Origin of the sequence: Deinococcus peraridilitoris DSM 19664 (assembly GCF_000317835.1) — a bacterium.
GTDB lineage: Bacteria > Deinococcota > Deinococci > Deinococcales > Deinococcaceae > Deinococcus_A > Deinococcus_A peraridilitoris.
Map to the genome: position 1 here is coordinate 577,359 of NC_019793.1, position 20,659 is coordinate 598,017.

Annotated in this window: 29 protein-coding genes and 1 tRNA gene; 14 read left to right on the plus strand and 16 right to left on the minus strand. The window is 62.2% G+C overall.

The genetic code is table 11. The features are described from left to right. Positions 1-81: 81 nt before the first annotated feature. From DEIPE_RS02745 to DEIPE_RS02775, 7 genes are all read right to left on the minus strand, one after another. Entirely contained in the window at positions 82-1,176 is a 1,095-nt protein-coding gene (locus DEIPE_RS02745) for a bifunctional 3-deoxy-7-phosphoheptulonate synthase/chorismate mutase (RefSeq protein WP_015234465.1), read from the minus strand. A 112-nt stretch (positions 1,177-1,288) separates the two neighbouring features. Continuing rightward, positions 1,289-2,056 carry a twin-arginine translocase subunit TatC gene (gene tatC / locus DEIPE_RS02750; protein WP_015234466.1) on the minus strand — a complete coding sequence of 256 codons (768 nt, stop codon included), beginning with the start codon at positions 2,054-2,056 and terminating at the stop codon, positions 1,289-1,291. Positions 2,057-2,067: 11 nt separating this feature from the next. Continuing rightward, positions 2,068-2,256, minus strand: coding sequence for a twin-arginine translocase TatA/TatE family subunit (locus DEIPE_RS02755; RefSeq protein WP_015234467.1), 189 nt, complete (start codon positions 2,254-2,256; stop codon positions 2,068-2,070). Between the two features lie 187 nt (positions 2,257-2,443). Next, positions 2,444-3,922, minus strand: coding sequence for a bifunctional UDP-N-acetylglucosamine diphosphorylase/glucosamine-1-phosphate N-acetyltransferase GlmU (gene glmU / locus DEIPE_RS02760; protein ID WP_015234468.1), 1,479 nt, complete (start codon positions 3,920-3,922; stop codon positions 2,444-2,446). Positions 3,923-3,966: 44 nt separating this feature from the next. Then, positions 3,967-4,878, minus strand: coding sequence for a prolipoprotein diacylglyceryl transferase (lgt, locus tag DEIPE_RS02765; protein ID WP_015234469.1), 912 nt, complete (start codon positions 4,876-4,878; stop codon positions 3,967-3,969). A 51-nt stretch (positions 4,879-4,929) separates the two neighbouring features. Then, on the minus strand, positions 4,930-5,214 hold the full coding sequence (locus DEIPE_RS02770) for a glutaredoxin family protein (RefSeq protein ID WP_015234470.1): 285 nt from the start codon (positions 5,212-5,214) through the stop codon (positions 4,930-4,932). After that, positions 5,196-5,666: a DUF456 domain-containing protein gene (locus DEIPE_RS02775; protein WP_015234471.1), complete on the minus strand. Its 471-nt coding sequence runs from the start codon at positions 5,664-5,666 to the stop codon at positions 5,196-5,198. The genes DEIPE_RS02770 and DEIPE_RS02775 overlap by 19 nt, the downstream gene beginning before the upstream one ends. Positions 5,667-5,783: 117 nt before the next feature. On the opposite strand from DEIPE_RS02775, the gene DEIPE_RS23715 reads away from it, so the two are divergent. From DEIPE_RS23715 to DEIPE_RS02800, 6 genes are all read left to right on the plus strand, one after another. Continuing rightward, positions 5,784-5,939, plus strand: a complete 156-nt coding sequence (locus DEIPE_RS23715) for a hypothetical protein (RefSeq protein ID WP_015234472.1) — start codon at positions 5,784-5,786, stop codon at positions 5,937-5,939. A gap of 64 nt (positions 5,940-6,003) precedes the next feature. Then, positions 6,004-7,194: an acetyl-CoA C-acetyltransferase gene (locus DEIPE_RS02780; RefSeq protein ID WP_015234473.1), complete on the plus strand. Its 1,191-nt coding sequence runs from the start codon at positions 6,004-6,006 to the stop codon at positions 7,192-7,194. A 115-nt stretch (positions 7,195-7,309) separates the two neighbouring features. Beyond that, a complete protein-coding gene (cimA, locus tag DEIPE_RS02785; protein WP_015234474.1) occupies positions 7,310-8,905 on the plus strand; it encodes a citramalate synthase in 1,596 nt (531 codons plus the stop codon). A gap of 39 nt (positions 8,906-8,944) precedes the next feature. After that, positions 8,945-9,784, plus strand: coding sequence for a 3-hydroxyacyl-CoA dehydrogenase family protein (locus tag DEIPE_RS02790; RefSeq protein ID WP_015234475.1), 840 nt, complete (start codon positions 8,945-8,947; stop codon positions 9,782-9,784). A gap of 108 nt (positions 9,785-9,892) precedes the next feature. Further along, the gene (ffh, locus tag DEIPE_RS02795) at positions 9,893-11,230 is read left to right on the plus strand and encodes a signal recognition particle protein (RefSeq protein ID WP_015234476.1); all 1,338 of its coding nucleotides are present in this window, start codon (positions 9,893-9,895) and stop codon (positions 11,228-11,230) included. Positions 11,231-11,301: 71 nt separating this feature from the next. Further along, positions 11,302-11,377, plus strand: a tRNA-Lys gene (locus DEIPE_RS02800). Positions 11,378-11,461: 84 nt separating this feature from the next. On the opposite strand, the gene DEIPE_RS02805 is transcribed toward DEIPE_RS02800, so the two are convergent. Continuing rightward, on the minus strand, positions 11,462-11,650 hold the full coding sequence (locus tag DEIPE_RS02805) for a tyrosine-type recombinase/integrase (protein WP_041230658.1): 189 nt from the start codon (positions 11,648-11,650) through the stop codon (positions 11,462-11,464). 13 nt (positions 11,651-11,663) lie between these two features. Between DEIPE_RS02805 and DEIPE_RS02810 the strand changes: the two genes are divergently transcribed. The 5 genes from DEIPE_RS02810 to DEIPE_RS02825 all read left to right on the plus strand — a co-directional run bounded on the left by DEIPE_RS02810 (position 11,664) and on the right by DEIPE_RS02825 (position 14,208). Beyond that, positions 11,664-12,254, plus strand: coding sequence for an IS5/IS1182 family transposase (locus DEIPE_RS02810; protein WP_015234477.1), 591 nt, complete (start codon positions 11,664-11,666; stop codon positions 12,252-12,254). A gap of 239 nt (positions 12,255-12,493) precedes the next feature. Next, a complete protein-coding gene (locus DEIPE_RS02815) occupies positions 12,494-12,973 on the plus strand; it encodes a DUF421 domain-containing protein (protein WP_015234478.1) in 480 nt (159 codons plus the stop codon). 361 nt (positions 12,974-13,334) lie between these two features. Continuing rightward, a complete protein-coding gene (locus DEIPE_RS24430; protein WP_169316587.1) occupies positions 13,335-13,514 on the plus strand; it encodes a hypothetical protein in 180 nt (59 codons plus the stop codon). After that, entirely contained in the window at positions 13,514-13,807 is a 294-nt protein-coding gene (locus DEIPE_RS25435) for an IS110 family transposase (RefSeq protein ID WP_425387727.1), read from the plus strand. Before DEIPE_RS24430 ends, DEIPE_RS25435 begins: the two co-directional genes overlap by 1 nt. A 53-nt stretch (positions 13,808-13,860) precedes the next feature. Beyond that, positions 13,861-14,208 carry an ATP-binding protein gene (locus tag DEIPE_RS02825; protein ID WP_052326613.1) on the plus strand — a complete coding sequence of 116 codons (348 nt, stop codon included), beginning with the start codon at positions 13,861-13,863 and terminating at the stop codon, positions 14,206-14,208. A gap of 197 nt (positions 14,209-14,405) precedes the next feature. On the opposite strand, the gene DEIPE_RS02830 is transcribed toward DEIPE_RS02825, so the two are convergent. Then, entirely contained in the window at positions 14,406-15,089 is a 684-nt protein-coding gene (locus DEIPE_RS02830) for a response regulator transcription factor (RefSeq protein WP_015234479.1), read from the minus strand. Positions 15,090-15,217: 128 nt separating this feature from the next. Continuing rightward, positions 15,218-15,922, minus strand: a complete 705-nt coding sequence (locus tag DEIPE_RS02835) for a response regulator transcription factor (RefSeq protein WP_015234480.1) — start codon at positions 15,920-15,922, stop codon at positions 15,218-15,220. Positions 15,923-16,166: 244 nt separating this feature from the next. Between DEIPE_RS02835 and DEIPE_RS02840 the strand changes: the two genes are divergently transcribed. The 3 genes from DEIPE_RS02840 (at position 16,167) to DEIPE_RS02850 (ending at position 17,651) form a co-directional block, all read left to right on the plus strand. Next, positions 16,167-16,403 carry a hypothetical protein gene (locus DEIPE_RS02840; protein ID WP_015234481.1) on the plus strand — a complete coding sequence of 79 codons (237 nt, stop codon included), beginning with the start codon at positions 16,167-16,169 and terminating at the stop codon, positions 16,401-16,403. Between the two features lie 59 nt (positions 16,404-16,462). Continuing rightward, complete coding sequence (locus DEIPE_RS02845; RefSeq protein WP_015234482.1) at positions 16,463-16,807, plus strand: hypothetical protein; 345 nt, start codon at positions 16,463-16,465, stop codon at positions 16,805-16,807. Positions 16,808-17,213: 406 nt separating this feature from the next. After that, positions 17,214-17,651, plus strand: a complete 438-nt coding sequence (locus DEIPE_RS02850; protein WP_015234483.1) for a response regulator — start codon at positions 17,214-17,216, stop codon at positions 17,649-17,651. A 162-nt stretch (positions 17,652-17,813) separates the two neighbouring features. On the opposite strand, the gene DEIPE_RS23720 is transcribed toward DEIPE_RS02850, so the two are convergent. From DEIPE_RS23720 to DEIPE_RS21930, 6 genes are all read right to left on the minus strand, one after another. Next, positions 17,814-17,975, minus strand: a complete 162-nt coding sequence (locus DEIPE_RS23720; RefSeq protein WP_157448743.1) for a hypothetical protein — start codon at positions 17,973-17,975, stop codon at positions 17,814-17,816. A gap of 30 nt (positions 17,976-18,005) precedes the next feature. Further along, positions 18,006-18,278 carry a hypothetical protein gene (locus DEIPE_RS02855; protein ID WP_015234484.1) on the minus strand — a complete coding sequence of 91 codons (273 nt, stop codon included), beginning with the start codon at positions 18,276-18,278 and terminating at the stop codon, positions 18,006-18,008. Positions 18,279-18,506: 228 nt separating this feature from the next. Beyond that, positions 18,507-18,704, minus strand: coding sequence for a KGG domain-containing protein (locus DEIPE_RS02860; RefSeq protein WP_015234485.1), 198 nt, complete (start codon positions 18,702-18,704; stop codon positions 18,507-18,509). Between the two features lie 231 nt (positions 18,705-18,935). After that, complete coding sequence (locus DEIPE_RS23725) at positions 18,936-19,100, minus strand: hypothetical protein (RefSeq protein ID WP_015234486.1); 165 nt, start codon at positions 19,098-19,100, stop codon at positions 18,936-18,938. After that, positions 19,097-19,270: a hypothetical protein gene (locus DEIPE_RS23730; RefSeq protein WP_015234487.1), complete on the minus strand. Its 174-nt coding sequence runs from the start codon at positions 19,268-19,270 to the stop codon at positions 19,097-19,099. The genes DEIPE_RS23725 and DEIPE_RS23730 overlap by 4 nt, the downstream gene beginning before the upstream one ends. A 95-nt stretch (positions 19,271-19,365) precedes the next feature. Then, positions 19,366-20,484, minus strand: a complete 1,119-nt coding sequence (locus DEIPE_RS21930) for an ATP-binding protein (RefSeq protein WP_015234488.1) — start codon at positions 20,482-20,484, stop codon at positions 19,366-19,368. Between the last annotated feature and the right edge of the window lie 175 nt (positions 20,485-20,659).

Here is a 20,659-nt window from a genome sequence, read left to right on the forward strand (position 1 = left end):
GGTTGGGGCTCCGAAAAAGCGCGCCCAAAGCAGGCGCGCGATATTCATGAAGTGCGTCGGGGCACGCAGATTGACCTCAGCTCAGACCGACACTTCCTGAGGAGCGCGGCGCAGCAGTGGCTCGATGGCAGCATTGAACGCCTCGAAGCCCGCGAAGTTGAGCTGCTGCTCGTTGTCGCTGAGCGCGGTGGCCGGGTTGGGATGCACCTCGACGTGAATGCCGTCGGCACCCACGGCCAGCGCGGCGCGCGCCAGCGGAATCAGCAAATCGCGCCGTCCTGCAGCGTGCGTCACGTCTACGATCACGGGCAGGTGTGTTTCCTGCTTGGCCAGCGCCACCGCCGAGAGGTCGAGGGTATTGCGGGTCCACTTTTCGTAAGTACGGATACCGCGTTCGCACAGAATCACGTGGCTGTTGCCTTCCGAGAGCACATACTCGGCGGCGTACAGCCACTCTTCGATGGTGGCCGACAGACCACGCTTGATCAACACCGGTTTGCGGGTACGGCCCACTTCACGCAGCAGGGCGAAGTTGTGCATGTTCCGCGCCCCCACCTGCAGAATGTCGGCATGCTCGGCGACGATCTCGACGTCGCGGGTATCCATCACCTCGGTGATGAACTGCATGCCGTAGGATTTGGCGACGCTGCTGCCCAGCACCAGCCCGTCAACGCCCATGCCCTGAAAACCGTAAGGCGAGGTGCGTGGTTTGTAGGCGCCGCCGCGCAGAATCTTCACGCCGCGCGCTGAGAGGAACGCCGCCGTCGCGTCCATCTGCTCTTCGGACTCGATCGAGCAGGGTCCGGCGACCAGCACCTGCGGGACTTCTCCCCCGACACGCACGTTTCCGATGCTGAGCACCGTGTCGCCTGGCTTCACCTTACGCGACACCAGCAGCTGCTTTTTATCGTTGGACTCTTCAAGGTCGAGGCTCGCCCGGAAGATCTCCGTGAAGATCTTCTTGACGGTGGCGTGCGAGAAAGGCCCGCCGTTGAGCTTCTCCAGTTCACGCAGCTGCTGGTCTTCGCGTACCGGGTCGTAGTGAGACTGGCTTTTGCCTTCAAGCGACTTGATGCGTCCGATGTCGGCGGCCAGGGCGGCGCGTCTGTTCAGGAGCGTCAGCAATTCACGGTTGATGCCGTCGATTTCTGAACGCAGTTGTTCAATGGTCTGCATGCCCTCAGTCTAGAAAAGCGCACGTCCGAGGAACGTGCGCAAGATAGTCAAGTTCGTGAAGTTGTGCAGATGGGTTCGAAAGGCCCGGCCACCCGAGATGGCCAGGTCGTCGTTATTCCTGAGCGAGGGCGGCACGCCCTCGCGGCGCCGCCAGACGTGAGACGATGATGCCCAATTCGTACAACACGTAGATCGGCACCGCGACCAGCATCAGGTTGATGGGGTCGGTGGTGGGCGTGATGACCGCCGCCACGATCAGGATCACGATCCCGGCCGGACGCCGTACCCGTCCCATCATTCCTGCATTCACGATGCCGATCTTGGTCAGCACGAACGACAGGATGGGCAGCTCGAAGATGATTCCGAAGGCCACCAGAAAGGTCACCACCTGCGAGATGTACGTTGCAATCGGGTACACGCCGTTGACGGCCCCACCCAGGAAGTCCACCAGAAACGGCACCATCTGCGGCAGGATCACAAAGTAACAGAAGGCGGCGCCGATGATAAACGAAAATCCGGCACCCAGCACGAAGGGCGCAGCCCAGCGGCGTTCGTGGGCATACAGACCAGGCGCGACGAACAGCCACACCTGGTGCAGGATGAAGGGCAGCGTGAGGGCCAGCCCGCCCCACATGGCGATCAAGAAACTCATGATCAGCTGATCGGTGAGCTGCTGCGAAACGAGTTGCAGCTTGCCCGCGTTGTACAGCTCCGAAAAGGTCAGCGGGCGCTTGAGCCACTCCAGCAGTTCAGTGCGGTAGAACCAGGCGAAGCTTGTCCCCGCGAGCCAGAACAGCACGGCGATGATCAGCCGCTTGCGCAGGTCCTCGAGGTGATCAAGCAGCGGCGCTTCGGCGTGGTTGGTGACCAGCTTTCCCATGACGCCTGCCTCTACGCGCGGTCTTCCGGCTTGGACGTCTCGACCCGACGGTCGGCCGTACTGACGTCCTTGTCGTCTTTGACGCCGCTTTTGAATTCGCGGATGCCCTGCCCGAAGCCTTTGCCCAGCTCAGGAAGCTTACGCGCACCGAACAGCAGCAGCAACGCGACGATGATCAGAATGATTTCAAGGGGTCCCATGTGATCCTCCAGTAAGTGATACGCACTTGAGGGCGAGGTGGATGTTGGAGCGTAGCGGGTTCGTTCAGGTCAGGGTAACGCCCGGGCGTCCAGGAAACTGTCCTGCATGTCGGGATCAATGCTGAGACAGGCTTCACAGTCCGGCGGGAAGTCAATCGGTCGCTCGGGCAGGGTGAGCGGGTCAGGGTCATTCCGACACAGACTCGCCACGCTCCTCCGGGCGTGTCGGCCGGTCACCGTGGGTCAGCCAGCGGGTGAGCACCTCGTGCCTGCCCTGAATCTGCCCGAACACCCCTTGCCAGAACCGCCGGGCCCAACCCTCTATGTTGCGTTGTGCGCCGCGCGCCACGGCCAATGCACCCTCGGGCACGTCCTTGTTGACGGCACTGCCTGCCCCGACGATGGCGCCGGTTCCCACACGGACGGGGGCAACCAGCACGCTGTTGCTCCCGATGAAGGCGCCGTCCCCAATGACGGTTTGCGACTTCACCACGCCGTTGTAGTTGGCCGTGATGGTACCCGCGCCGATGTTCACCTCGCGTCCGATCTGCGCGTCACCCAGATAAGCCAGGTGACCCGCCTTGGCACCCGCTTCGAGGGTGGCGTTCTTGACTTCCACGAAGTTACCGACGTGAACCTGCTCGGCCAGCACTGTCCCAGGGCGCAGGCGCGCGAACGGTCCGACATCGCTGCCACTGCCGACCCGCGTGCCTTCCAGCACGCTGTGTGGCTTGATGCAAACACCGCCTGCCAGCACGGTATCCTCGAGCACACTGTAGGCCCCGATGACGCAATCCGGGCCGATCTCGCTGTGTCCCCGAATCACCACGCCCGGGCCGACCACGGTGTCCTGTCCGATGCCCACCGTATCGTCAATGTAGGTGGTTTTCGGGTCGAGCAGGGTTACCCCGGCACGCATCAGGCGTTCGTTGACTCGCCGGCGCATGATGCCCTCGGCCTGAGCGAGCTGTACGCGGTCGTTCGCGCCCATCACCTCGTCGGGGTCCGCAATCACGAAGGCCGACACCCGCGCGCCCTCGTCCCGGTAGAGCGCCACGAGGTCGGTCAGGTAGTATTCTCCGGCGGCATTGTCGCGGCCAATTCGACTTGCCAGCTGCGGCGCGCGGCGGTCCATCAGGTACACACCCGAATTAAACTCGTTGAGACGCTTTTCTTCGTCTGTCGCCGCCTTTTCCTCGACGATCCGCTCGACCTGACCGTCAGCGCCGCGCACGACGCGCCCGTAACCCGTAGCGTCGGGAAGCCGCGCAGTCAGCACCGTCAGCGCGCTCTGCTCTGCCCGGTGCGCCTGCAGCATGGCGCGCACGGTGGTGGAAGCGAGCAGCGGCGTGTCGCCGTAAAGCACCAGCACGTCCCCGTCTCCGGGAAGTTGCCGTGCGCCGGCCAGAAACGCGTGCCCTGTGCCCAGCTGACGGTCCTGACGGGCAAAGGTCAGGCCGTCGGACGCCAGCGCTGCCTCGACTTCCTCGGCGCCATGTCCGGTCACGACAACTGTCTGGCGCGCGTTCAGTTCACGGGCGATGTTCACGGCCCAGGCGACCATTGGCCGACCCAGCACGGGCTGCAGTACTTTGGGCCGTCTGGAGCGCATGCGGGTGCCCTGACCGGCTGCCAGGATCACGACATCGAGTGGCGCCTCAGACATGACGCCTCCGGACGGGGCAGGAAAGCCAGGCGAACGGACAAGGATCAAACGCGCTTGGCATGGGTCTTGTGGTCACGGACAGGCTCCGGAGTGTGAGGAACGGCGGGCTGGCGGGAAATTCTGTACAGCATGTAGATGGCCACCAGAATGATCGGAACCGAGGCGAGATGTGTGCTGGTGAAGAGACCGATGCCGGGTGCGTCCAGACCTTCTTCGAGGTAGACGTTCCAGGCCAGCGGGTTGAGGCGGAAAGTTTCCTCCAGTCCGGCGCGCAGCAGGCTGTACCACAGCCAGAACTGCCAGAAGGCCCAGCCGGGCCGGTACGAGCGCAGCCAGAAATAGCTGGCGATCAGGAGCGCCACGCCGATGAACACCCCGTACAGCTGCGTAAAGTGCACTGGCGCGGTCACCACGCCGTTCTGGCAATACTGGGCCAGGTTCTCCTGCGCGTTGGGGTTGCACATCGTGTCGTGAAAGCTGCGCGCGCTGCCGGGCCACACGTACCCGATCGGCCAGCCGGTGACGCGGCCGACGGTGTCGCTGCCGTTCATGATGTTACCGATGCGCCCACCGATGATGCCCAGCGCCACGCCGGGAATCATCAGCTCGGCGTAGCGGTACAGATTCACCCGGTAGCGTCGCGCGTAGTACAGCAGCACCAGAATGCCGCCGATCAGTCCGCCGTGAATGCTGATGCCACCCTGACGGATGTTGAGATAATCGAGCAACGAGGCGTTCTGAAAGTTCTGCGGGCTGGTCAGGATGAACACGATGCGCGCACCCACCACGCCCCACACCACTTCCCAGAACATCATGTCGCTCAGGAGATCGACGTTCAGGCCACGTGCCCGCGCCAGACGCGTCGCGATCACCGCACCGATGAGAATGCCGGCGGTGATCAGAATGCCATACCAGGCGATCGTGAAGCCGCCTATTTGAATTGCCACAGGATCCATGTCGTCTCAGTGTAAAGGCTCGGGGTAGCAGGAAGGCTGAAAGCGGGCGCTTCAGGGACGCCCGGCCAGCCTCGCCAGAATCCGCGCGCGCGAGAAGACCCCCTTGAGCAGCACCTCCGGCGGGTGACCGGCCGAAGGGGAGCGCGTCAGCACCGGCACGTCCCAGCCGTAGCGGCGCTCGAGGTCATCGTCACTGCTCACCTCGATTCGGGTGAAGGGCACGGAGAGCGAGGCGAGCATCCGTTCGGCGTCCTCACACAGGTGACAGCCCGCACGGGAATACAGCACCAGGCCTTGCGTGCCCGGCTGCCCTGCTTTCAACTCAGCAGGCGCCACAACACCACCACGCCGATCAGGACATGCAGCACGAACTTGGCCGCGATGCCGGTCAGCAGGCCCACCAGCGTGCCCCAGACACTACCCACGGCTTCGGCCAGGGGACGGCGCATGAACAGCAGTTCGGCCGTCAGCGCGCCCAGCGCCGGCCCGATGAGCAGGCCGAAGGGGAGAAAGAGACCGACCAGGCTGCCCAGCAGGGCGCCCCAGGCCGCCGCACGTGAACCGCCGTACTTGCGCGCGCCCCAGCTTCCGGCGAGGTTGTCGACCAGGCTCGCAAACAGCGTCACCAACGCAATGCCCACCAGCCAGGGCCATGACAGGCGCTGAAAGTCCTCCAGAAAGGCGGCCGCGAGTGCGCCCAGAAAAATGATCAGCGTAGCCGGCAGCACGGGAACGAACGTTCCGATCACGCCGATCAGCCAGGCCACGAGAAAGACAGTGAGTGCCACGAGCCCATTACGCCGCAAGGAACGGTTTGGTTCCAGGCCTCGCTGTCTTCATGGTTGCTAAGTGGCAGCTGGGGGTGCCTGAACCCTGCTCATGCCGCGTTTGCCTATGGTGCGCATATGCCCGACGACCAAGACCTCGACAAGGACATCGACCGCAAGACGAATTTTCCCAAGAACATCGGGATTGGGGCGATCGTCGCCGTGACGATTCTGGTGCTGGCCCTGATCATTCTGGTGCTGTATTTCCGCGCCTCACCCGTGACCGGCAGCTGAACACCACTCCCAGTGACCTCGGCCGACCTAACGTCTGTTAGTCCGTTTGGGCTAGACTTGCTCCATGTCAACTGCTGTCAAAGCCGTCATCGTTTCGGCCTCCCGAACGCCGACCGGTCGATTTCTGGGATCCCTCACCGGAGTCAAGGCCACCGAACTGGGCACCACCACCTTGCGCGCCACGCTGGAGCGCTCCGGCGTCTCTCCCGAGCTGATCGAGGACGTGATCATGGGTCAGGTGGTACAGGCCGGCAGCGGCCAGAACCCGGCGCGGCAGTCGGCCATTCGTGCCGGCGTGCCCGCGAGCGCGGGAGCCCTGACCATCAACAAAGTGTGCGGCTCGGGTCTCAAAGCCGTCATTCTGGGTGCCCAGAGCATTCTTGCGGGTGACCAGGAAGCTGTACTCGCGGGCGGCATGGAAAGCATGAGCAGCGCGCCTTACCTGATGCCGCAGGCCCGCACCGGTCAGCGCCTCGGCCACGGCCAGCTGATTGACGCCAACACGCACGACGGCCTGTGGTGCTCGATCAACGACGAGGGCATGGGCCTGACCGGCGAGCGGGTCGCCGACAAGTACGCCATCAGCCGCGAGGAACAGGACGCCTTCGCGCTGCGCAGCCACCAGCGCGCGATTGCCGCTCAAGACGCCGGACGCTTTCAGGACGAGATCGTGCCCGTGGAAATTCAGGGCCGCAAGGGCACGACCCTCGTGACCGAAGACGAAGGGCCACGCCGGGACAGCTCGCTCGAAACCCTCGGAAAACTGCGGGCAGCATTCAAGGAAGGCGGCAGCGTCACGGCAGGCAACGCACCAGGGCTGAACGACGGCGCGGCGAGCGTCCTGCTGATGAGCGCCGAGAAAGCCAGCGCCCTGGGCCTGACCCCCCTTGCCGAAATCGTCAGCTACGCCACCGGAGGGCTTGATCCCGAATGGGTCATGATGACCCCCGTTCCTGCCACCCAGAAGCTGCTCTCGCGGCTCGGCTGGACGGTGAGCGACGTCGACTTGTGGGAACTCAACGAAGCTTTCAGCGTGCAGAGCCTCGCGGTGATCCGGGAACTCGGGCTCGACGATTCGCGCGTCAACGTCAACGGCGGCGCGGTCGCGCTGGGTCATCCTATCGGCGCGAGCGGCGCGCGCATCCTGGTGACCCTGCTGCACGCCCTGAGACAGCAGGACCGCGAGACGGGCGTGGCGACCCTGTGTATGGGCGGAGGCAACGGCCTCGCCCTGGCCGTGCGCCGCCTCGCCTGACGAACTGCGCCCAACAGAAAAGCCGCAGGGAGACGGAGGCAACCGGCCGCGCCCTGTCAGACACCCGCTTTCAGACCCGCTCGCCGCGCGCTGAACGTGCACTGTAAGGTAAGCCATGACCCTGACCATCCTCGACACCACCCTGCGCGACGGCGCCCTGACCGAGGACATCACCCTGACGGTCGAGGACAAACTGCGTCTCGCGCCCCTCATCGACTCCCTGGGCGTACACTACCTGGAAGGCGGCTGGCCACAGGTGGAAGGACGCGACCTGAACTTTTTCGAGCAGGTGGGCGATTTGGGCCTTAAGGCCAGGATCACGGCATTCGGCGCGACCCGCCGGCCCGAGACGGTCGTGAAACGCGACCGGGGAATGCAGCTGTTGCTCGAAACGGCTGCGCCCGTGATTCACCTGTACGGCAAGGTCTGGACATTGCACGTCGAGAAAGTGCTCGGCACGACCCGCGACGAGAACCTCGCCATGCTGCGTGATTCGGTGGGCCTGATGAAAGAAGCCGGGCGAGAGGTGATCTACACCGCCGAGCATTACTTCGACGGCTTTCGCGAGGACCGCGAGTACGCGCTGGCCAACCTGAAGGCTGCCGTGGAAAGCGGCGCGGACATCATCAGTCTGGGCGACAGCAACGGCGCCAGCCTGCCCGAACTGATTCAGGAAGGCATGCGCGCAGCCCGCGACACGGTGGGAAGCGCGGTGCTGGGGCTGCACCTGCACGACGATCTGGGGCTGGCTCTGGCCAATACCCTCGCGGGCCTGGGAGCTGGCGCCGCGCACGTGCAGGGCACGGTCAACGGTTATGGGGCGCGCACCGGTATCACCGATTTGTGCATCCTGCTGCCGATTTTGAAGCTCAAGATGGGCGTGGACGTGGTGTCCGACGAGCAGCTCGCGCGCCTGAGCGACGTCGCGCGCCGGGTGGCGGAGATCGTGGGGCTGGGTGAGCAGATGGACCATCACCCGGTGGTGGGCCGCAAGGTGTTTGCGCACAAAACGCAGACGCACGTCGCGGCAGTGCTGTCGGCACCTCAGGCGTACGAGGCCATCGAACCCGAACGGGTCGGCAATACCCGCCGTCTGCTGCTGCCCGGGCTCACCCGACCCACCTACCTGCAGGAAATCGCGCGGCAGTACGGCGTCGATCTCAGCTCTGACAGTGCGGCGAACGCGCACATCCTGTCAGTCCTCAAAGGCCTCGAGGATCAGGGCTATACCTATGAAGACGCTTCTGCGTCGCTCGAACTGCGTTTGGCTGCCCTGACGGGGCACGCCACCCTGCAGCTGGGCGTGGAGCGCCTGCGGCTCTTCGAGGTGATTCGCGGCCTGAACCAGACGGTCGTGGAGTCAAGCCTCAAGGTCCGCGTGGACGGCGAAACGCTGTATGTGGGAGCCGAAGGACGAGAACCGCTCGAGGCGCTGTACCTGGTGCTGATCGAGGCGCTGCGCGGATCGCCCGGACTGCGCGAAAAAGCCGATGGTCTTCGGCTGGGACGCGCCCGAATTCGTAATCTCGCCCCCGGAAAGGTGCGCGTGACCGTCAGCTTCACGGGCACCGGGCGGGAGTGGACCACGGTCGGCATCGATCAGGACGTAATTCGGGCGATGTGGACGGCCCTGCTCGACGGGGTGGAATACGGCATCAGCGATTTACGGGTCCAGACCGGGCAAGATTCGACGGACCAGATTCGTGACTGAGGCGGTCGGCCACCGGTTGACAGCCCCAAGGAGAACCTTATGAAATTCGGAGTCATCGGAGCAGGACAGATGGGCGCGGGCATCGCGCAGGTCGCCGCGCAGGCGGGATTCACGGTGGTCTTGCGGGACGTCGAGGAGCGCTTTTTAGAGCGTGGACGCGCCACCATACAAAAAAGCCTCGGGAAGCTGCACGAGAAAGGCAAGCTGGACGCGACCCCGCAGGCCGTGCTGGACCGGGTGCACTTCACGACCCGCTTGGAAGACTTCGCGGAGTGCGACCTGACCGTCGAAGCCATCGTCGAGAACGAGGCCGTCAAGCAGGAACTGTTTGGGGGCCTGGGACGCATCGTGAAAACGGGCGGCATTCTGGCGAGCAACACCAGCAGCATTCCGATCACCAGTTTGGCCACCGCTTCGGGCCGACCCGAACAGTTTATCGGGATGCATTTCATGAACCCGGTACCATTGATGCAGCTCGTCGAGGTCATCCGTGGTTACCGCACCAGCGACGAAACGGCGCGCCTCGTCGAAGAGACGGCGCGCATGATGGGCAAAACGCCGCTCTCCTGCAACGACTTTCCCGGCTTTGTCTCCAACCGCATCCTGATGCCGATGATCAACGAGGCGATTCAGTGCGTCATGGAAGGCGTCGCCGAAAAAGAAGCCATCGACGGCATCATGAAAATGGGCATGAACCATCCGATGGGGCCCCTCACGCTGGCAGATTTCATCGGTCTGGACACCTGCCTGGCCATCATGGAAGTGCTGCACCAGGGGCTGGGTGACGACAAGTACCGCCCCAGCCCGCTGTTGCGCAAGATGGTGCAGGCCGGGCTGCTGGGACGCAAAAGCGGGCGTGGATTCTACGAGTACCAGTAACCGTAACAACTGATTACCAAAGAGCGGCGCACTGGCGCCGCTCTTTGGTAATACGGCAGTGTACGTCGGGAACGGTCTGCCACAAGTGCGCGTGCTACCGTAAAAACAATGTTTGAGTCACTGGGTAACCGACTTCAGGACATCCTGGACAACCTGCGCAAGTCCAGCACCCTGACCGAAGCGCAGGTCAAGGCAGCCATGCGTGAGATTCGCATGGCCCTGCTGGAAGCCGACGTGAATTTTGGCGTCGCCAAGGACTTCGTAGCGCGCGTCAGCGAGAAGGCCGTCGGGCAGGAAGTGCTGGGCAACCTGCAAGCAGGCCAGCAGGTCGTGAAGGTCGTACACGACGAATTGATCGAGACCCTGGGCGGCAAGGCGCAGCAACCCAATCTCAAGAACGAAGGCAACGTGTTCTTTCTGGTCGGCCTGCAAGGCGCGGGCAAGACCACCAGCGCGGGCAAGCTCGCCAGCCACTACAAGAGCAAGGGCCGCCGGGTTCTGCTGGTGGCCGCCGACACCCAGCGCCCTGCGGCGCGTGAGCAGTTGCGGACCCTTGGCCAGCAGGTCGGTGTGCCCGTGCTGGAAGTCGCCGACCACGAGGATCCGGTCACCACCCGCACCCGCCTCGCCGAACACCTGCAAAAGGACTACCGCGACCTGATCATCGTGGACACCGCCGGACGCCTGCAGATCGACGAGGCCTTGATGGACCAGCTCGCCGACCTCAAAGGCGCCCTGTCCCCCACCGAGACGCTGCTGGTAGTGGACGCCATGACCGGTCAGGAAGCCCTCAACGTCGCCCAGACCTTCGAATCACGCATCGGGCTTTCGGGCCTGATCATGACCAAGCTCGACGGGGACGCGCGAGGTGGGGCAGCCCTCAGTGCCCGCTTCGTGACGGGCAAACCCATCTACTTCGCGGGCGTCAGCGAAAAACTCAGTGGCCTGGAGCCGTTTTACCCGGACCGCATCGCCGGGCGCATTCTCGGCATGGGCGACGTGCTGAGCCTCATCGAGCGCGCCCAGCAGGCCGAGATCGAAGCGACGCTGCCCAAGAAGCCCGGAGAGTTCGATCTGGAAGACCTGCTCACGCAGCTGCGCCAGATTCGCAAGATGGGACCGCTGGGCGACCTGCTCAAGATGATTCCCGGCATGAGCCGTATGCTGCCCAGCGAATTCAACGTGGACGAAAAACAGATTCAGCGCATCGACGCGATGATCTCCAGCATGACCCTCAAAGAGCGGCGCAACCCCAAGATCATCGACGGCAAGCGGCGCAAACGCATCGCGCAGGGCTCGGGCGTACAGGTGCAGGACATCAACCGCTTGCTGAAAATGCATGAGCAGATGAAGGAAATGATGAAAGTCATGCAGAAGATGGGCATGGGCGGCAAAGGCGGCAAGATGCCCAAGCTGCCTTTTGGTCCGGGTGGACCGCGCGCCTGAGCGCCTGCTTCCCGAAAACGCCCGGCGTGAGGTTGACACCCGCGCCGGGCGTCCTTATACTTTCCTCCGCTGGGTTGTTAGCTCAGCTGGTAGAGCAGCTGACTTTTAATCAGCGGGTCGTAGGTTCGAGCCCTACACAACCCACCAGACAAGAACCCCGTTCTAAACGGGGTTCCTCTGTTTCTATAGGGTGGCCAGACCACGCTCCACCACCCGAGTGACACAACCAGCTCAATTCGCACCCGACCCGGCGGGCGGAAACAGTTCACTCAGATCGAACGCGGCCTCTTCGCGCTGGTCGTCATACAGATGGGTGTAGGTCCGTAGGGTGAAGGCCACATCGGCATGCCCGAGGCGCTCACTCATGGTCTTCGGTGGAATGCCACGACGAATCATCAGTGAAGCTGCAGTGTGGCGCATGTCATGAAAGCGGATGCGCGGCACTCCAGCGACCTTCATTGAAGCAGCCCTGATCGCCAGTCGGCAGTTCCAGCTTCCCAAAAAACGCGTCTTCCAGGAAGCGGAGATCGTCTACAGCATCATGGCTGTAGACGCCTCCGAGGTGCCATGCGAGTGGCCCAAAAAGCAACGAGGGCGGTACAGCGGAAAGAAAAAACAGCACACCCTGAAATTTCAGGTGTTGCTGTGCACCACGACCCAGAGGATTCTCGGCACGGCCACGAGTGCCGGGACGGTTCACGATCTGAAACTCTTCCGCCAGTCTGGGGTTCGGTTGTCACGCGACACTACCTTGATTGGGGACGCGGGGTATCAGGGCCTCTGGAGGAGCCACGGACATGCCATCACGACCCACAAGGCGACACGAGCGTCGCCGCTCTCGGACGAACAGCGTCAGGAGAACCGCGTCTTGGCGTGGACTCGACAAGGAATAGAGCATGTCATCCGTCGCATGAAAATATTTCGCGTGCTCAAGGGAGTCTATCGCCATCGGCTGCGTCGCTTTGCCCTCCGGATTCAACTTATCGCCGCGCAGTGCAACCTCACCCGTGCATGTCCCAACTGACTTTCGCAGGAGGTCTAATAGTTGATGGTGTTGGGGTGAAGCAGAATGAGGTGTGACGCGACGGCCCTACCCCAGCGACCTGTTATTTCGAAACCTTGCCGGGTAGCTTCTAAAAGCGGCTAACCTTTCAGAATCACGCTTCGGTAAGTCCGCTGAGGCTTCACTTGATTACAAGCCAGATTTCTTCTGCTGCCTCGCCTTCTTCTGGGCGGCAGGGAAGATAAGAGGAGCGCATTGCCTTGACAGAGGTCGAGTACTTTTTTTCCGGATGGCAGCCCCTCGGGCGTATCGTCGTGGTTGGCACCCTCTTGTTCTTATCGGTGGTGTTGCTCCTGAGGATCACCGGCAACCGAACCCTTTCCAGCCTCAACACCTTCGACTTCATCGTGACCGTTGCTGTGGGAGCTGTATTCGGGCGCGCCCTCACAGCGAAAGACCTTTCGCTGTCCGAAGCACTCGCCGCAATCGTTCTGCTGATCGGGCTTCAGTACCTGCTTTCCCTGCTGAAGTTTCACTTCAAATCCTTTTCGAAGGCCATCACCTCTGAACCCGTAGTGCTGTATAGCCATGGAACGTTGCGCCAGAAAGCGATGCGACGCGAGCGCATCACTGAGGATGACATCCTGGCCGCAGTTCGGGCTCAGGGCCATACCACGCTGGAAGAAATTGACACGGTCGTGCTTGAGGCTACGGGGAATATGTCCGTCTTCGAGAAGTAAAGAAAAGGCATCTTCTAGGTAACGGTTTGTCGTTCAGAGGAAGACATACCCCTCTTTTGCGGCTATGTCAGCAATAGACCTCCTGCGAAAGTTGCGGCCTAAGCTGGCGGAGCGAGGAACAATCGTCTGGAACGCACTTTTATGTTTCAGTACGGGCAGCATTCCTGATCAGAATGAATTGTCCGGCCAGCCCGGATCAAACAGCCAGTACGCACTTTTGGTCCACCAAGACCGCGACTTAGACCTGGCTGATCCGAGCGCTTTCTTGCAGACTGCATCCTATCCGAGGCCACGAGCCTGCACACAAGAGTCAGTCCAGGGCAAGCAACGCCCGACCACTCTACGCTCCGGGAGGTCATGTATGTCCGTGGTTGGTATCGACATCGGCAAGGACGACTTCTACGCCCACCTGCTCCTATCAACAGGACCAACAGCAGGCAAGGCCTTCTCCCTCAAGAAGATCGAGAACACCCCAACTGGCTGCGAGCATCTCCTGAAATGGACGACTCTGCACGGCTGCCGACTGAGCTCCACGTGGTGATGGAAGCAACCGGCGTGTCCTGGGGAACCTGCGCGCGAACGCTCCCCCAGGCTGGCTGTACGATCAGTGTCGAGAACCCAGTGCAGATCAAGTTCTTCTTCTGTTCTACACTCCGCAGAGGGAAGACGGACAAGATGGACGCCGAGATCATCGCTTGGTACTGCGGCCAGTTGATGCAGCCCAAGCCTGGGAGCTCCCTCTGGCGTCTATGGAAGAGCTCAAAGTCCTGGTCCGCGAGCGAGAAACGTTGCTGCACACCCTCACGCAGGAGCGAAACCATCTGCATGCCCTGAACCACAAAGCGCGCAGCATGACTTGGAGCCATTGCTGAGGGCCGCAAGGTGAAGTGGGTGACTGGCACGCCACTGCGAGTGTGGGAGACGCGTTGCTGCTTCGGCAGGTGTTCGCGGAGCTGATGGCGGTGGCTTTGGATGCGACGCAGGAAATCCCCGGTGCGGTGATTGAGGTGGACGGTGAGCTGCGTGACGGGAAAGCGGTCGTATGGGTGCGGCACAATGGTGCAAAACTGTCCGCCGGGGAGGCGGAGGAGTTCTTCAGTGTCTTCCGCGCGCCTCGGTCCGGTCTTGGCGCGGGTGACCGAATCGGCCCGGCAAACGCGCGGCGTATTGTGGCGCGGCACGGGGGCAGGTATGGGTCGATGGAAACGCGCCGGGTGTGCCGGGCATGGCGCTGATGCTGGCTCTGCCGGACCGGCTGGAGAACTTGTCGTCCACGTGAAGGGCTTCCTCCTGAGCTCCTTTACGAAAAAAGACGCAAGGCGCCTTGCGTAATTCGTCCCCGATGCGCCCTCGCCTCTTGCAAAACGGAGATGGCTGCCCAGCACGCCGCGAACTCGTCGCTGAAGCAAGCATGAAGGATGCGGCCTCCGCTTTATGCCCGGGCCGGAACGAACGCGTACCCAAAACGTTTCGCGACACGCACCAGGTCCTTCATGCCCGCCTGCTCGAGCGCCAGACGCACGTTCGCCACCTGAATTGCGACCAGCTGCTGCACCCCCGCGCTGGCTTTCAGGTGCACCCGCAGTGCCAACTCCTCGGCGGACACCACCCGGTACGGCTGCCTGGCCAGCGCGAGCAGTACGTCAAACTCCGTGCCGAGCAGCCCGACGTCCTTCCCTTCACACCTCACGCAGCGCGCTGCCAGGTCGAACACCAGCGGGCCAGCCTTGACGCTGCTGGTCGGTGAACCGGGATTGAGGTGCGCCTCCACACAGGAGAGCAACTCCTCGTTGCGGTACGGCTTGCTGAGGTAATCACTCGCTCCAGCCTCCAGCAACAGATTGCGGTCTTCCGGGCTGGCGTACGCGGTCAGGACGATCACGGGAACCGGGCGTGTTTCGTGCGCTTCGTGCAGCTGATGCAGCACCTGCTCCCCGGGAATGTCCGGCAACCCCAAATCCAGCAGCACCACGTCCGGTGGTGTCAATAAGGCTTCGCGCAGGGCCTCGGTGCCGTCCATGGCGATTCGCACGCGGTACCCGGCGCCGGTGAGGGTGTCTTCGAGGTTCCCCGCGATGTGCGGGTCATCCTCAACGACGAGGATGGAAGGTGTCATACCGTCACGATACCCGCTCGATCATGAAAAGCTTTCTGGTCGGCGCCCTGGCCTTCACGAACGCTTTCGGTAGCCGGGAAGAGCACGACCATGCCAACCTGCGCATGCAGGCAGGACGGCGTAGCAGGTCAGGACGAAGCGAGGTCTTCCGGGTCACGCGCAGAACACTGCAAGGCGTACCCTTGCCCACGAATGGTGCGGATCACGCCGTGAGCGTCGACCTCCCGGAGTTTCGCGCGCAGATTCGACAGGTGCACTTCCAGCACACCGCTGGACTCGGGTAATTCACCTTTCCAGAGCTTCTCTTCGATTTCCTGACGCGAGCGGACCTTGCCGGGGGGACGGGCAAGCAGCAGCAGCAGATCGAATTCCCGCGCGGTCAGGGTGATTTCCCGGGACGCGAAGGTGCACCGTCGTTGTGCCACCTGAATGCACAGCTCGCCGACCTGAAGCACTGCTTCGGCTTCCTGCTCCTGTCGGCGGAATTGTACGTTGATGCGCGCCAGCAGCTCGTCCGGGTCGAAGGGTTTGGTGATGTAGTCATTCACGCCCGCCTCGAGCAGGTCGACTTTGCGATCCACAACATCCACGGCGGTCAGGATGATGATCGGCACGCTGGAGTACTGACGGACGCGGCGGGCCACTTCTCCGCCATTGATGTCCGGCAGGCCGAGGTCGAGCACGATCAGGTCGGGGTTGAGTTCGCGTGCGGCGCTGAGCCCGTCCAGACCGCTGCTGGTGGTCGTAGGGCGGTATCCAGCGTTGGCGAGGATGTCCTGAAGAACGCGGGTGATGTCGGGATTGTCCTCGATGACGAGGATGGAATGAGTCAACCTGGCCTCCGTGTTGGTGTTGTGATGAAGTGCGCCAGTGGGTCACGTGTTCCTCATGGAAAGGGCTTGCCAGGATTATCGCGTAAGGCGGCCGTAAAGGGTTGATTGTGTATGGATCGCCTCGGGCGGCTGAAGTGGGCGGCGCTTCAAGTAAAGGTTCCTTAAGTGGCACGGAAACGCTTCCGGCTTTAGCTTTTCATCAGGTCACCATCACCTTCCGTTGATCCCCTTCTCAGGAGACCGCATGACGAACGTCCTCACCTGCCGCTGGACGCTGGGCACTCTCGACCGCGTCCGCATCACTACCCCATGGGTCGCGGGGGAAGTGCACGTCGCGCACATCGTCCGCCTGTTGGGACGTAACGCCCTCGAAGGACTGTACCTGCGCGGCTCATACGTCCTCGACGCCGACGAAGACCTCCTCTGGGACGTCACACAAGCGCTGTTTTCACTCGAATCCGTCGCCAGCGCGGCCGACTGACCCCGTCTGGTTTCGCGCAGCATGGCTGTGCCACCCAGCGCTTTGCAAGACTGAACCCAGTGCAGAAAGTCGTCTGGCACTACAGTGTGGCCATGCCGCTCCTCGGGCTGCACGCACGCCTCGCGGACGCTGTGCGTGACCTTCTCAAAGACCAACCTTTCATTCCCACGGATGAAGGGCAATGGGCGTTGCTGCACGAGCTGCTCTCGCAGCTCGCCCGTGACTTCACCGGACGCGACGTCTACCCGGAGGAAGTGCATGCCATCGGGCATGGTGGTGTTGACCTGTTCGAGTCGTGGCTGAAGTTCCTGGAGCAGGTTCAGCTCCAACAGTATGAGGCGGACCGCTCCTCGAATCGGCGTGCTGAAGCGGAACTGAACATCGTGAAGCCGGGGAACAAGTAACCGCAACAAAAGCGGGCGCACCAATTGGTGCGCCCGCTTTCTCACGCCATGACTGCCAGGTCACGGCGTTCATCACGGTCAGAACTACCATCAAACACAACCTTTTGTGACAGTCCGCTCGGGATTCGCTGATCGCTCCTCGGCGACTTAAGTGGCTGTCATTCTGTTTTGGCGTCTGACCAACGCTCAGGTGAACGACTTCGTCATGTGCTTTTCAATTGCGGAGCAGTGGTGCACGAGGAACCCCTCCCGAAAAGAGCGAGACTTGTGAGCTCACCTCGTATACGCTGAAAGAAAACTGAGACGAACCACAATATTAAAACCTCAAAACATTATCATCTATGAAGACGTATCAGTCTCCTTCCTTGCTTTTTCTGACCATCGCCCTCATGCGAAAGGCTCGCTCTTGAAGATCGGACAAGGCCGACAGCTGCTGCTGGTCGACGACAACCCACATGATCTGGAGCTGGCCCGCGCGGCCCTCGACCTCAGCGACCTCGCCTGCGAGGTGGTCGTTACCACCGACGGCCAGGACGCCCTGGACTACCTCAAGCGCAAAGGTCGTTACGCCTACCTCACCGATTCGTGTCCTCACCTCGTGCTGCTCGACCTGAACATGCCGCGACTGAACGGCTTCGATGTCCTCAAGCGGCTTAAGAGCAACCGGATTTTCCAGCATGTGCCGGTCGTGGTGTTTACTACCTCCAACGACCCACACGACCGGGACCTCAGCAGCGAACTGGGGGCTGATGGCTACGTTGTCAAACCGAGTGACATGCAACACCTCATTGACGTTTTGAACGATCTCGGCCGCACCTGGCTGGACGGGCAGCACCCCAACTGACGCTCGGAGAACCCTGGAACCGGCCACGCTCGTGCTGGCATTCAGCCCAATTCATCAGATGCGGGAACTTGAAGATTTACTCAGCCTCCTGCTCATCGCCGTGAATACGCCGGACGCTAGTGTGGTTGTGCTTGGGGCAACACCATTCAGTGTGGCGAAGTCTCAACCGATCATCGCGGGGGAGGCGTCCACCTCGGCAACAACGGACGTACGAGCAGGAACGAGCGAAGGCTGGTGCAACTCCAGCAACCTGCCACCACCAAAAAGCGGAGCGTGCAGCTCCGCTTTTTCCATGTCCATCAGGACCAGCTCGCGAGACAGCAAGGTTCAACGAACGGCCAGGGTGATTTCTGTTTACGCGTCTGTCGCTGTCGGTGTGGCTTCCTCCGTCGTCGGCGTCGCCTCCGCTTCGCCGCCTTCTGCTGACGTCGCTGCGGCACGCCGCGTCTCCCAGTCTTCGACGATCTTGCCCAGAATGAACAGCGTCGGTGGCCACTGACCAATAAACAGCCCTGTTCGTTCCTGCCCACCGCCCAGTTTTGGTTTTCCGCTGAAGTAATTCACCGCTGAAACCACAATCGACGCGAAACCAAGACCGTACAGCACCCATGACACCCGTACACGCATGACAACCTCCCCTATTCTTGTACTGAACCGCCACAAGACAAACGTGCGAGCGAAGTTCACGGAACCTTACGGCCGAACTTGGACTCAACGGCTTGCTCATCCAAAGCCGTGCACGCTGCATGTGGTCTGGCACGTCGCTTCACCCTTGGTCAATGAAGGAAGAGCACCTGCTTCTGGCGCTCTTCCTTCGTTCAGCGTTCGGATTATGGTTCTGCGCGTGCCGACAGGTTACTCGCTCCCGCCACCCTGGTTACCGCCACCTTGGGAATTCTCGCCGCCTTTACGGCCGGCTTCGCGGGCTTCTTCGGAAGTGAACTCGTGCGCGTTACCACTCTCGTGCGCAGCTTTGCCGCCTTCGCTGGCGATCTCGCGTTGCTTCTCTTCGTCCATGCCTGCAAAACCGCGGTTGTCGTTGTTGTCCGTCATGATGCGTCCTCCTCATTTTGAATGGGGTTTGGTCGTTCATGCCGAGCGGCACAAGAGTAGCTTTGATGACCGTCCTGAATGCCGCAAAGACAATCAGTAAAAAACACTTTAAGTTCAAAGATTTTGGGCGCCACGGCTCTTCGACCAATGCGCCTGGCAGCGCACGCCAGCTGCCTTGAGGTGTGCATGGCCAGGGATGATCGGGGACGCGTGCTCGACGGTATGCGGCGGTCAAGAGTCGCGCAGCGTGACGACCGCCCGTTTCAAATCCACCAGATCCCCAGGGCCCTCGAACACCCACACGTCGAAGGGGGAAGCGCCACGCACGGCGTACTGCAAGTACAGGCGTCCACGGGAACCCACGGGCACGCCCTGATGGCATTCCACGAGCGTCAAGCGCGCTCCGGCAGCAGAACGCAGAAATGCCGGGCAAGCACGCAACAGCCGGTCCGCGCGGGATACCAGCAGCGCTCTCCTTCATCGAGCGTCCCCAGCACTTCGTGACCATCCTGGTTCATCACGCGGACCTGCACATCCTGGTCGTTCAGGCGGAGTAATTCCTTCATGCGCCTCCAGTATGCCCCGTGGGCACCACGGTCCTTTCCAGGAGTTCGCGCTCGGAGCAGCCACGAGCCGCTTTGCGTCATGCCGCTTTGAATGGTCAGGAGTTTTTGGGCGTTGCATCGCGTGGCAACGCGAAGTAAAAGGTGGCGCCTTCCCCGAGTTTGCCTTCCGCCCAGAGACGCCCACCCTGCCGCTCCACCAACACGCGCGCCACGGCCAGGCTCACCCCATGCCCCTCGAACGCGTCACCGTGCAGGCGACCGAACAGGCGAAACAGGCGTGACCTGTGACGCCTGTTGAAGCCCACACCCGAATCGCGCACGAACACCACGTCTTCCTGCGGTTGCCTCAACGTGCCGACATGCACCCGAGCGGCTTCACCGTCCTGACGGAACTTCAAGGCGTTGTCGAGCAGCGCACGCAACACCCACTCCAGGGCCTGCGCGTCTCCCGTGACCTCCGGAAGCTGCTCGCACGTCACGCGGTTCTGGGGGGCCCGCCCTTCCTGGGTGCACTGCTGAATCAACGGCCGAAGCACCGTATTCATGTTAACGCGTTCCAGCCGCAGCCGCTGACGGCGAGCGTGCAGGTACGCCGCGAAACCCTCCATGCGAGCTTCGAGTTCCCGAGGCACCTGCGCTTCGCTGGCGGGAAGTCCGTGCCCGCTGAGGGCTTGCAGACGAGGCAGCAGCTCCTCGCTGAAGAGCTCCGCGACTTCTTGGAATTCCGCGTGAAGGGCCTGCACTTGTGCTTTGGTGCGGGTGAGCTCCAGTTCGAGGTCCGCCTGGCGCCTCAAGGATTCGTCGAACGCGTGGCGTTGCACGCTCAGGTCAGTCAGTGCCACGTGAAGGCGCACGCTAGCGGATGGCTGAGTCCAGACCGCTTGCCCTTCGAGCCGCGCGTAGCACAAGGCGTCAGGTCGCGGCAGCAGACGCAGCTCCACCACGGCACGCGCGGAGCCGGACAGGAATTGATGCTGAAAATACGTGAGGGAACGGCTGTCCTCCGGGTGTATGAAGTGACCGAGGTGTTTTCGTCTGAGCTGTGCTTCGTCGCTGGCGAGCAGCGCGCAGGCGGCCGGGTTGGCGTGTAGGATGTTGCCTTGCGAATCGAGGGTGAGTTGCGCGATCGGCGAGTAGGCTTCGCGTTCCTGGTGCGCGCGCAGTTCCTGCTGAAGCTGTGCCAGTTCCTGAGGATCGGGAGGGGGGTGGGTCATGGGGAAGGCTTTCCGTAGGGCAGACGAAAGGACCGGAGGGTGCGTCACCGGTGAATGGGGCCTGACGTCGGGAAGGTCAAGCGGAGAAGGGTTGTTCGAGCAACGCGAGCCGGCTTCCCCCAGCGCTGTCAGTATAAGCAACACTGGCCTTCGGCTTTTCATGTCGGTCCGACCG